Source organism: Reinekea sp. G2M2-21 (assembly GCF_015687175.1).
Lineage (GTDB): Bacteria > Pseudomonadota > Gammaproteobacteria > Pseudomonadales > Natronospirillaceae > Reinekea.
Genome location: NZ_JADPQG010000001.1, coordinates 133,603 through 145,339, shown reverse-complemented (window position 1 = coordinate 145,339; position 11,737 = coordinate 133,603). Strand labels below are relative to the sequence as shown.

Genomic DNA, 11,737 nt, shown 5'->3' with positions numbered 1-11,737 from the left:
TTGTCTTTATTCCACTTCTACATTGCCTTTGAGTTTTTTCGGTGTGCTGTGTTGGTCGCTGTGGCAATAGCGGCAGCGCACGTCTCTTTTTGTGGTTTCCCGTTTGGCGGCGAGTGTGGAGCCACTTTTGCCTTTGATCAGAGTCCCTTTATTCCGGTTGAGTACTAATTTTTTGCCAATGCTTTTCAGTTTTTCGCCACAGTCGGCGATTTCTTCCAGCGCGCCGACAAAACTGTTAAGTGCTTGCTGAGCTTTCTTCAGTTTTTGCGAGGCGTTGGCAACATTAGCGCTGCGTGCCGCCAGCTTGGCGGCCAACGCGGTAAGCCGCGCGGCAGTGCCGGTGCCTAAGGTGAGGAACGACATGAGAATCAGCAACAGTACTTCGATGGCAATGTAGGCGCCACCTTTGCCGCCGGTATAGGCGTAAAAGTTCGGTGGCACGGCTTCAAATATTAACGAGGCATAAGCCATATAGGTTAAGGCGGCGTCGTTGTTTTCAATCAACGCCAGTACTATGTAGAAGTCTGGGTTTTGCTGAATGCTTTGGGCAAGGTCTGGGTCTATGTCCATCAATACCGTGTCGACAAAGTGTTCCACCTCGCTGATGTTGCCGCGCGCCAACTGTTCAGGCAGTGCGAATATGGCCTCTTTGTGTGTCATCAGTTTATTCAGGGTTTCACGGCTTTTGTCGACGGTTTCCAATGCTTCGGTTACGCCGGTTTGCATCTGGCTGGCAATGTCGGCGGCTTCGGCCCTGGCCGCGTTTATGGCGTCTTCGGCTTGCGTTTGCCACCATTGCCAGTTGCCGAGGTCGGCATCGTCTATGGCATCGCCCAAGGCTTGGCTTGTGGTTTTTATGCGGTCGAACACGTCGCTGGCGTAACCGGCGGTGACATCAATGGTTTTACCCGCTGCATCGCTCAATGTGCTGCCCAGCGCCTGCCAGGTTTCGGCTTCAAACAGTTCCGCCTGATCTTTCACCCAGCCAGACCCGCCGGTTAACAGGCCGCTGCCACCGTCGAGTGCAATGGCGGCGTAGCCGTAGGTGTCCCACCGGGTTTGGAATTCGCTCATATCGCTCACTAAACGGCGGTATGCGCCATCCAGTGCGCGGATCAGGCTGTCGGTTTCGTTAACGATGCTTTGCTCCAGTGCAGCATCGGCCTCAATGACAATGGCAATATCCCCCACGGGAATATCGTCCAGCACTAGGGCGCCAGGGTCGTTTTGGGTACGGCGGGCATCATCGATAGAGCGGGCCGGTTCGGTTTGCCCCATGCCCGCATTCAACGCCTGCTGCGCTTCATGTACCACGCCGTTCACCATAACGGACACCTGCGTTAAGGGTAACGGGGTTTGCCATGGGTCTTCGTAGTGTGCGGTGAGTTTCAGCCAATCGGTTGGGGTGGGTTCAACCTCGACGGTAAATACCCGGGTATGGGTTACGCCTTCGGCTTCGGCAACCAACCGGTACTCACCGGCCACGGCAGGGACACTGGCCCGGGTTTCGGTGAACTCTTGCCCGGCTGACGCTGGATTCAGCGTAAGTGTTTTCGACACGGCCCCGCTCACCGTCACCTTTACTTTGCTGGTGTTGCGGCTTGATATGGCAAATTCGATGGCGGCGCCGTCGCGTATGGCAATAGCATCTCCCGCTTTGGGTGGGTTCGCTGATGAATACTGTGGGTTTAATTTGTACACCAGAGCTGGGTCGGGCTTACCGTAATGCTTTTGCGCAACCGTGGTAGCACTTTCGCCAGAGTTTAGGATAACCCGGCGTTGGTGGTAGCTTATGGGTGCGCGCCATGCGGTTGGGTCCGCCGCCACGGTGATATGTGCATTATTTGCCGGTGCGTTAAAACAGACCGAGGGTTCGTTCGCGCCATCGCTACGGGTAGAAAACACTTCCGTCGCGGCTTGCCATTGCTCTGGGCTCAGTGCAGAGCTGGTACTGGCCACTGCTGCTGCAACCGGCCCCGCAGATGCGCTTGATTGAGCGATTTTAGCACTGACCAACAACCAACGTTGGCTGGTTCCAGCGCCAAACCGTTTTACTTTGGCTACACCGCTGCGAGTCTGCTCAAAACGCAGCGCGGACTCGTCGTACCGGAACAGCTCCCAATGTTCTTTCGGCACGAGACACCAGGCACGAGTGCCCACGGCTTTTTGGATGATGCTGGGTAATTTGTTTTTTTGCGAGTTGGTGAGTGGTTGTTGCCGGAGCTTGTCTGCCAGGGGCAGCTCCTTCGGCGCGCGGTCGAATTCGGCCGCAAGGCTTTGAGGTTCCATTACAACTCCTTTGTAAATGGTGTTTGTGTGCGTATGCGAGCAGCATCATACAAAAGTGGGCACAGGTGAAACACCAACAGCCTGTGGAACTGCGACCCGGTTCTCATTTGTTTGCCCGCTTACGCGAGTGAAAAAGTAGCGCGTACCACTACACCAACCCTAAACGGGCCAGCGATGTGCTGTTCATTCGGTTGTAGCCGCTACTGCTACCGGTATCTGCCTTGGTGATGAGAAAAAAGTCATCCAACCAGATCGAGTATTCCAGCAAGCGGTCTTTTATTCTTGTAGCTTCCAACAAGTGTTTGTCTTTGATCGACAAGTTTCCTTTGGGGTTGTGGTGGATGATGATGAGCCTTGTGGCGCTGGCTTGTATGACGTGACTGATTAGCAAATTCGTGGTGAGTTCTTTCAAGGAGAATTTCCCGGTGAGAATCGGTCGGCTTTCTAATAATACGCTGCGGGTGCTGAGCATGAGTGCGTGAATGGCTTCGTGCTTTAAATGGAAAAAGGTGTTGGCAATGTACAGCTCGGCGCGTTCGGGTTTGTCTAAAATCACGGGGTTTGGTTTTTCCAGTTCACGTTGATGGGCGTGGGTGAACAGCAGTTCGTCGTCTGGATTTATGATTTTTTTGTACATGGTGTGTCTCGCTTTTCGTTAGTTCGTTTTGTTTCTGTTTTTAAGCATCAGAAACCTTGCCTGCGTGCGCAGGCAAGATGTGCGGCTAAGCAATGTGTTCTGTGTTTTTTACTGCGTGTATTCAGCGGCTGTTGTTACTTCGGTACTGCTTTAACAGTTGCTGATAACTCACGAATGTCACGGAACACGGCTTTAGCCGCATCGAATTTGGAAAAGCTCCGGTGTACAACGCCAGGGCTATACGAAAACGCCACCAGTGCAGAGCGCGTAAATACGCGGGGTCGGTTTCTATCTGTGGGTTTCGGTGCCGGCTGGCAATTGACTGCTTTACTACGGGGTCACAAGGGGTTTTCGCTTCAACAGAGGGTTGAAGGTCGCTATTTTGTGCGCTTAGTTTCTCTTGTGAGAGGAAATTTTCTTGGAACGAGCGGTGCTCTAGCTTAGAATCGTGCTTAGCCATAATTGATACTCACGTTATCGGTTGTGGTTAGCTGCCCTTGAGTGGTTGCACACTCTTGGGTAGCGCTTAGTTTTACGCTACTTTCTTTCTTTGCGTTATTTGCCTCCTGAACTTTCCTGAAAAACCAACCTGTATAAAACACTGGGCAGTTGTTGAACACAATTTATTTTTTGTGTGGCGTGACATTCTTGTGATGAACGTCTAAAAAATTTAACTATGTAGCAGGTACACCAGCCTAATTTAAAAAAGAAAAAACCCAGGGTGATGCCATGTCTTTCATCAACACCGCTTCTTGATGTACATCGGCCTGTTCATTTGGCCGCCTCGCAAGCATTGCTTGGTAAGCAGGCTGCCACTTTTCCAAACCTGGAATTTACTTTTTCAGGGTTTGAAAAATCTGTTTCCCATTGGAGTCTAAGTCTCCCCAATAAAAGCATTTACTGTTTGGGTTCAACCAGAATGACTTACACGCTTGGCGCACATGGTCGGGCGTTTGCGCGCTGGCGTGCAGATCAACAATATTCGCATCCAGTACCGATTGCTTTGTGACCCGTTGCCCTAAGCCGCACACCAACATCCAATGGTTTGGCGCATGAAACTGCAGGTAGTGGTAGGTATCCATATTCTCGACGATTAAACACACCTGCGGTAATGCCTCGCTGTGAAAATTCAGCATTACTTTGCGCAACCGAATGTTGTTTTCCAAGCCTGGGAAGGTTTGTAATAAATGTTCGATGTCTTTTTCGTCCAGCCGTTTGGCATTTAACAGCAAACGCGCTGACAATTGATGTTGCGACATGACACTTTCGCACAACAGGGCACGGGCACGTTCGATGTTCTGCACGGCTTCGGCCGGTGTAGCGCCCCACTTTTGCCAGCGAAAGCTCGCGAAAGATAATTGGTGTTCGGCGTTATACGAAAGCCATTGTTGGTCTGCTCGCTCTTCTAAACGGGTGTAGCTGCAGAATTTTGCAATCACATCAAACTCATACACGCCTCTCTTTCTGCTAGTTTATCTAACTGAAAGGTGTCTAGCTAATCAGTGGCGATTCATATTTTGTTGACGATAGAATCGTATTCGCCGTCGTTGTTGGTATCGATTCGCTCTAACTCGCTGGTCTTGAGTCCTGTGCTGTTGTAGCTGGTTCGAATGTCACGTACAAAGTTGATGGTTCCGTCATTGTTGCCATCGTATTCTCGGTAGTGACGGATCTGATTCAGTGCTTCGTCGTAGGTAATGGTTTCCGTGGATTGGTTGTCGATTATACCATCGGCGGAATAGTCGCTTGTTGTGCATTTGGATGCGACCAAACCGATTTCGTTGAAGATTTGAGTGACGTCATAGACGTGCTTGGAATCCGGTTCAAACATATGGTGATTAGCGTCGGTTTGAACATCACGAGTCATGTTCCCTTGAGCATCGTATTCTTGTTCAAATTCCAACAATTCATCCCAATAGCCGTCACCGTCGCGATCTATGCGCTCAATATCGGTGAGCGTGTTGCCATCGACATCGAAGTTTTCGATTCGGGAAATAGTGATCAAATAATGAGCGTTTTCGGGGTATGAATCGTCCTATCCGACCCAGAAGAACGTCCATTTGCGCAAACGGACCGTTTTTCAGTGTCTGGACAGAAGGGGCTCTAATGAGCCCCCTTTGGTTTTGCTATCGCAATGCAGGTTGGTTCAGTTGTTGGTTCAAATAACTAAACAGATTGTCGAATGAGGTTGAGATAGGGGAATACTCGAAGGTCTTAGTGGTTTTATTTTCTATCACGTCATCGGCCCCTAGATCTCGGACAGAGACGTCTTCGACGAGGTTGTAGTCGTCATCGTACCGGTACGTTTCCAAAGTCCGATAGTCAGCTGGTCCGTCAGCTGATTTTGCTCGCTCATACAGCGAAGTCAGGCGCAGGCCAATCTCGTTGTAGGTTTTGGCGCGTCGGGTACGGATGTCTATGATTCCATCGTCGCGCATGTCTATACTTTCGATTTCAAGCAGTTCTCGTCCAAAATCGGTGTAGGAACGATCGTAAGTTTCCCGCTCGACAACATTGAATTCCCCATCCTGGTTGGTGTCTGAACGATCTAATCGCGACAACAACCGACCTTGATCGTCCCGCGTGTAGATCGTCTCGTTTTTGACTAATAGAGAATCTGCGGTGCCTTCCAGCCAGCGGTGCTCCAGCGTTCGGCCGTTGTTATCATAGATGTATTGGCTTTCCGTGACTTTGTCGATTACGCCGTCACCATTCGTGTCGGTTTCCTGGCGGTAGTGAGTGCTCTGACCCTGTTCATTGTAAGTTGTCAGGTTGGTTGTAATGCGTTCTGGTGTACCGTCATTGTTGTCATCATCGACAATGACTTTGCGTATTTGCTTCCCAACCTCGTCATATTCGTATGACATGACTTCCGAGGCATCTATGGTGCCGTCAGTCGTGTTGTCGACATACTCCTCATAGGTCTGGATTTGTCCTGATTCATTGTAGGAGAATTGAATGGTTTTCGTCAGGATCAGCGCCTCACTGCTGGGTAGCCCTTGGAAGGTATCGGTGTGAACCATGCGCAGGAGCTGACCGGATGCATTGTATTGATTTTGAGTGTTGAATACGCGCTCCCAATGGCCATCGGCATTACGATCTGTTTTGTCGATCTCAAGTGTCTGATGACCACTTGCATTCCATTCCTGAATTTTCTCGGTCAACGAATCGGCCGTACCGTCATTGTTTTTATCGTTTTCTTTGTAACGACGAACTAATAATCCAATGGAGTTGTAGGTCGACGTATAGACAATCGAACTGTCAATGGAACCATCGGCCTCTTCATCATACTGAATGCGTTCTTCCAGAGTGTTCCCAGCTGCATCATATTGATAAGACAGAAGTTGCTTATTCTGACGCTCACCTCGAACATCAATAACGAGGCCGGTATTAACCAAAAAGCGTTTTAGCTCGATGCCACTGCTGTCATACAGCTCCTGAATACCATGCCACGCAAGGGTTTTAGGCAAGTTGTGACGATCGTTAAAGGGCATGAGTTCTTTCCAAACAAACTCACCGACTGGTCGTTGAAAATCAAGCTGTTCACTCGCCAATTTTGTCTGCCATTGATCCACATTAAAGCCATTGCTGGCATTGCCGTCGTTGTCGAGCGCGGCCAGAAAAAGCATCTGATTAACAAGAATGTCTATCGGTTCAGCGTACTCATCAAACAGCAGTTCGGACAGTACATTATCATTTTCTAGCAGTGCGGTACCCCACAGCGCCTGAGCGCTCAGCTTCGAGCTTGGCGTAGCTTTCTTAAGAACAAAGCCACCGATAGAGAAGGTGACGGACTCACCCTCTCGGTAGGTGAACTCACCGAGTTCGTTGATGGTCCCTTTTTGATCACCGCTTTGGTAAGTGAGCCCTTGCAATAGTGGGCCTACCGCGACGCCAGTTTTAACCTTGGGGGTGTTGTCTGGGTTATTCTCAGCGCAAGCCGAAAGTAATCCTGCCAGTAAAAGACTGGTTGTCAGTTTAGTCATGTCATGCATGTTGATGCTGCCTTCATTTGTTATGGCACAGCTGTGCCGAATTAAGGTTGGTAAAGCAGAATGCAAAGACTATCGGTATGCACGATCGATGTGTCCGACTCGACCGGGATGAACGTCCACCTGAGCAGATGAACGCTTTTCTTAGATATAGTGCTGGACGGAATGATGATCGGATTTCCCAAAAACGCAAAAACCCGCGATCAGGCGGGTTTCTGGACTGCTTTCGGACACTTTCTTATTTTAGCTAAACCATAAAATGGGAAAAATTGTGAGCAAAAAGTGGGACAACCAAATATTGCCACTTAAGGTCTACAAATAAGCACAGAGGCATCTCCTATGCTCGCAATAAAGCTTGGGAGTATCTAGGGTTCTAGGGGAAGCCCACAAATTCGCTTTCGCCCTGGCGCTCAAAACTTATAAGTAGGTTGCTCAATACCTTTGAGTTGAAGTAAATGACGGCATTGGCAATCAAGATAGCCAACAGGTCGACCTCAAACACTCGGCTTTTAGACCTCAAGCCCAGGACATGTTCAAAATCATCGATGAACCCGGTATCTCAATCCACAACCCGCAGTACATCGGCAATTTCAACGGAGCGCATCTGTTCAAAGAAGATTTTGTTAACCAACTTTTGCTTGTTGCCCGTCGGTAATCGCCACTGACGTTTGCCTCCTTTGTTTTTGAGGATTACATCGCGATCATCGGTCTTTTCAAGATAATGAATTATCCCTCATGCAAGCGGAGGGATAATTCATTTGCCATTTTCGGTATCAGTATTGAAGGTTCTGCCATCAATTTAGGCTGTCGTGTGGCTTCAACTAGGGTTTTCTTTTCCCGCTTCCAACGCTGAGTCGATACGTAGTCCGCATCAAATACGCGGTACTTAATGACATCTGACAACAACAGTTGCCCGTGCAGCCGATCAGGTATCCGAAGATACAAGAACCATTCATACCGAACGTTGTGAATAAATTCATCCTTGTTGAGTAATGATGATCGAGTGTGTTTAGGCGGCAATCGCCGATCCAAACAACTTCCGCTCAGTTTGTGGTTTGCCGTCAAGTCCAGTTGAGCTTGATCCAAGACCCGAGCCAGGATGCCCAAGGACGGGGGCAGTGCAACGCTCGGCGACTCGGCCCTCATTGAAATGGAAGCCAGGTTTGAGAAGTGATGGCGCACCTAAGCCACTGCACGATATGACCCTCTAAATACCATCAGGCATATACCAACTTAGACTATTATGTTGTTAACCTCCATTTTCTTATGCACCGGAATTGGTATGGTTTTGGGTGACCAAGCCCGCCGAAACCGCCGAGTTAGAGGGGTTTCAATATATAATTACGCGTTGCGTACAGAATTCAATTGAATGATGCAAATTGTCATTAAAAATGTAAGCGCTTTCACTCGATACCAGATTACATTATAGTTTTTTCGCCGTCATAGAGGCAAAACAGTGCGATATACAAAAACAAAAAGGTATTGCACACAATTCAAAAAACTATGTACACGATTTTTGGCCCGCATTTTTTTGCAAAAAATAGGTTAGAACACGCAGCTCTATTGTCGAGTCAATAGATGCTGCGAGACTGATACGTTAGGTAGACATCAGTTTGAAATAGAATTTAATTTCTTCATTTCTGCTGATATCGAGGATGCTGTCTTTAACCAAGCCTTAGGTAAGAGTCGGTTCGTTATTGCATTGTTTTGTGTAGAGCTGCTTTATTCAATGTTTATTTTTTGGTTGTCATTTAGTGTTTGCCAAACGAGTCGAGTTCATCCGTGGCTAAAAAGAGTAACAAACCTATGAATAAAAAATTATTAACGGTTTGGCAGATGCCTGACGAACCAACCATCTTTAGAAAAATTGGTAACCGATGTTTAGAGTCTATATCAAAAACGTTGGCCATTACCTGCGCAATGATCATCGCGATATTTGCTCAAATATCCATAGCATCGGCTGCAAATGAGTTTGGTCTTGCTCAACAAGGAAATGACCGTGTTGTTTTTTACGTAAATACCAACGACTGGGCCGATGTACATTTCCGTTTAAACAGCGCAGGTCAACAAAATCATCGAATGCAGCAAACGAATGGACGTAATGAATGGGTACTGACTAATTTATCTGTAGGTGATTCTATTAGTTACTCATTCACCTATCAAAAAACCAATGGGGCTGTGAATACGGCTACGTCCCAATACACGATTTCAGCCACAGGTCCGGCAGATAGTGACAATGATGGGGTTGCAGATGACAAAGACGTTTGCCCTAACACACCTGGAGGCACGCCCGTCGATGCTAAAGGTTGCCCGATAACAGTATCTTATGATGTCGATGGTAAAACTCGAATTGAAGCGGAAGATTACAATCGATTTCATGACACAACCGCCACTAATATTCCGGGCCAATATCGACAGGATGCGGTTGATATTGAAGCAACAACAGATGCCAATAATGGGTTCAATGTTGGATACATCGATTCAGGTGAATGGCTAGAGTTTGATCTCACCTTTCGTGGTGGCCAGTATGATCTCTCGACGCGGGTGTCTTCTGCAGTTGGGAGTGGCGCATACCAATGGTTATTGGATGGTCAAATTATAGGGGCTGGCACAGTAGGAAATACAGGTGGTTGGCAATCATTCGAGACACAAAAGATTTCTGCCATTCGTATCAGCGAAGGTGCTCATAAGGTTCGCATCTATATGTCTTCCGGGCTGTTTAATGTGAACTGGTTTGAATTTGATCCAAGCGCCACCTGCGAAGATCCTAGCTGTCGGGACAGTGACAACGACGGCGTGACCGATGATAAAGACCAATGCCCAAATACTCGCCCAGGTGCTCCGGTAAACGCAGTTGGTTGCGAAGTACTTTCCAGCACGATTATTCCTCTTTACGACGCCAGCACGCCATTGGAAGCCGCCATTGTCTATGACCGCGGAGATGCTCTGGTAACACGGATCTCAGACCGTGGACGTGATCGTCACGCGAAAGAAAATCACTTTCAAGCGTATGATCATTTCTTAACTTTCTACTGGGAACAACGGACCGCATCTATAGAAATTATCGATTACGTTGCGAAGGGTGGCAGTTCCATTCGGATGAATGTGAAAACACTCACCAAACTTGACGATCTTCAAGCAGAAAATCGGTGGTGGTATATCGGTTTAAATACCTTAGCCGAATATTGCGGTAATGGTGTCATGGCGACCAACGATAATCGAAACTATTGGAAGGAAGAATCCTGGAACTGTCGTGAAAACCGCCCAATACAAATTGGTGACAAATTGGAATTCGAAATCAGCCAGTTCTTAGATGCCAGTACCCTAAACAGAGGACGGTCAAATTACTATGGCACTACTTATCTTTATATTGTTGGCGAGGGAATTGTTCCTTGGGACGTTACCGACAAAGAAGTTTTTCAAGGAGGTAAAAAATTCCAACGTGATTCTATTCCAATTCCTGAGTCTGCCAGAATGGGCGGGGATACCACGTTACATGTTCAAATGACAGCAGAACCCGATGGACACTTCCAGCAGATGGCAACAAATTTGTCATACGATAACGGACAGGCCTGGGTACTGGGACGGCGAGTTCACCACTCGTCAATGGAAGACGGCACACACGACGAAGCTACAGAGAACGGTGTATTTAATAATCTCGTGGGTCTAACAGGCACTCATTATATTAGTGAACGATGCACCAATTGCCATGAGCGGAACGGCCGCGCAGTGCCTCCGGGTTTAGGTGAACCATTAGAAAAATGGGTTTTTAAAGTTGGAGATGCGAATGGTAATAAACATGCCGATTTAGGTCGTGTGTTGCAACCAAAAGCCAACGGTGGTGCAGCTAGCGAAGGTATAGCGTCGCTAACATCATGGACGTTCTCGAACGGACTTCGCTCGCCAAATTATCGATTCAGTCGCACAACACCACCTACGTTTTCGGCGCGTATTGCACCAGCACTCAACGGTTTAGGTTTGTTGGAGGCCATTCCAGAATCAGCGATTCTAGCGTTAGCCGACGAAAACGATGCCAATGGTGACGGCATTTCAGGTCGGGCCGCTCACGTGACAGACCCTAAGACAGGCGACAATCGTTTGGGGCGATTCGGTTACAAAGCGGCCACCAGCAGCTTAACTCATCAAATCTCGGCAGCTCTGAATACGGATATGGGTGTGATGACCTCAGTTCTACCAACCCCCGATTGTGGCAGCAACCAAACGGATTGTGGACCGCAAGGAAAGGAATTAAATGACGAGCATTTACGCAATTTAGTTAAGTATGTGTCCTTACTCGGCGTTAGGCCGCAGCGGGACTACAATAATGCCGAAGTTATAAGGGGGAAACAGCTGTTTGCCAGCACAGGTTGCAATGCGTGTCACGTTGAGACTTTCCAAACCAGCCAATATCACCCACTCGCAGAACTACGTAGCCAAACGATTCATCCCTATACCGATTTGCTGTTGCACGATATGGGTCCAGGACTAGCCGACAACTTAGGCGAAGGTACCGCGAATGGTGCCGAGTGGCGCACAGCACCTTTGTGGGGAGTAGGGTTGTCCGCCTGCGTGACCGGAGGTGTTGAAGGACCCAGAGGTTGGGATGCCTTTGGCTTAGACGGTTACGAAAAATGCACACCTGAGCACGGCTATTTGCACGATGGTCGAGCAAGGACTCTAGACGAAGCTATTCGCTGGCACGGCGGAGAAGGTGAATCGTCTAAAAATAACTATGAAGCGTTGAATAATGCCGATAAAAATGCGTTGATTCGATTCATAGAGTCACTCTGATCTAAGAGCCTTAGTTTAATGCCTGTGG

At 48.3% G+C, this 11,737-nt stretch carries 8 protein-coding genes; 1 reads left to right on the top strand and 7 read right to left on the bottom strand.

What is annotated here, in order from left to right; genetic code table 11:
- Positions 1–6 precede the first annotated feature (6 nt).
- From IYN85_RS00570 to IYN85_RS00540, 7 genes are all read right to left on the bottom strand, one after another.
- Complete coding sequence (locus tag IYN85_RS00570; RefSeq protein ID WP_196156918.1) at positions 7–2,289, bottom strand: hypothetical protein; 2,283 nt, start codon at positions 2,287–2,289, stop codon at positions 7–9.
- A gap of 148 nt (positions 2,290–2,437) precedes the next feature.
- Positions 2,438–2,926, bottom strand: a complete 489-nt coding sequence (locus tag IYN85_RS00565) for a JAB domain-containing protein (protein WP_196156917.1) — start codon at positions 2,924–2,926, stop codon at positions 2,438–2,440.
- Between the two features lie 121 nt (positions 2,927–3,047).
- Positions 3,048–3,386, bottom strand: a complete 339-nt coding sequence (locus tag IYN85_RS00560; RefSeq protein WP_196156916.1) for a hypothetical protein — start codon at positions 3,384–3,386, stop codon at positions 3,048–3,050.
- A 373-nt stretch (positions 3,387–3,759) separates the two neighbouring features.
- Positions 3,760–4,365, bottom strand: a complete 606-nt coding sequence (locus IYN85_RS26290; RefSeq protein ID WP_196156915.1) for a Wadjet anti-phage system protein JetD domain-containing protein — start codon at positions 4,363–4,365, stop codon at positions 3,760–3,762.
- A gap of 71 nt (positions 4,366–4,436) precedes the next feature.
- Positions 4,437–4,931 carry a hypothetical protein gene (locus tag IYN85_RS00550; RefSeq protein ID WP_196156914.1) on the bottom strand — a complete coding sequence of 165 codons (495 nt, stop codon included), beginning with the start codon at positions 4,929–4,931 and terminating at the stop codon, positions 4,437–4,439.
- A gap of 121 nt (positions 4,932–5,052) precedes the next feature.
- Complete coding sequence (locus IYN85_RS00545; protein ID WP_196156913.1) at positions 5,053–6,912, bottom strand: hypothetical protein; 1,860 nt, start codon at positions 6,910–6,912, stop codon at positions 5,053–5,055.
- Between the two features lie 732 nt (positions 6,913–7,644).
- Positions 7,645–8,004, bottom strand: a complete 360-nt coding sequence (locus IYN85_RS00540; RefSeq protein ID WP_196156912.1) for a hypothetical protein — start codon at positions 8,002–8,004, stop codon at positions 7,645–7,647.
- A gap of 720 nt (positions 8,005–8,724) precedes the next feature.
- On the opposite strand from IYN85_RS00540, the gene IYN85_RS00535 reads away from it, so the two are divergent.
- Complete coding sequence (locus tag IYN85_RS00535; RefSeq protein WP_230390396.1) at positions 8,725–11,709, top strand: di-heme oxidoredictase family protein; 2,985 nt, start codon at positions 8,725–8,727, stop codon at positions 11,707–11,709.
- Positions 11,710–11,737: the final 28 nt, after the last annotated feature.

Excerpts from the sequence above, each read along its gene's own strand:
- IYN85_RS00565 (WP_196156917.1), bottom strand. The coding sequence starts at position 2,926 with ATGTACAAAAAAATCATAAATCCAGACGACGAACTGCTGTTCACCCAC.
- IYN85_RS00535 (WP_230390396.1), top strand. The coding sequence starts at position 8,725 with ATGAATAAAAAATTATTAACGGTTTGGCAGATGCCTGACGAACCAACC.
- IYN85_RS00560 (WP_196156916.1), bottom strand. The coding sequence starts at position 3,386 with ATGGCTAAGCACGATTCTAAGCTAGAGCACCGCTCGTTCCAAGAAAAT.
- IYN85_RS00570 (WP_196156918.1), bottom strand. The coding sequence starts at position 2,289 with ATGGAACCTCAAAGCCTTGCGGCCGAATTCGACCGCGCGCCGAAGGAG.
- IYN85_RS00545 (WP_196156913.1), bottom strand. The coding sequence starts at position 6,912 with ATGACTAAACTGACAACCAGTCTTTTACTGGCAGGATTACTTTCGGCT.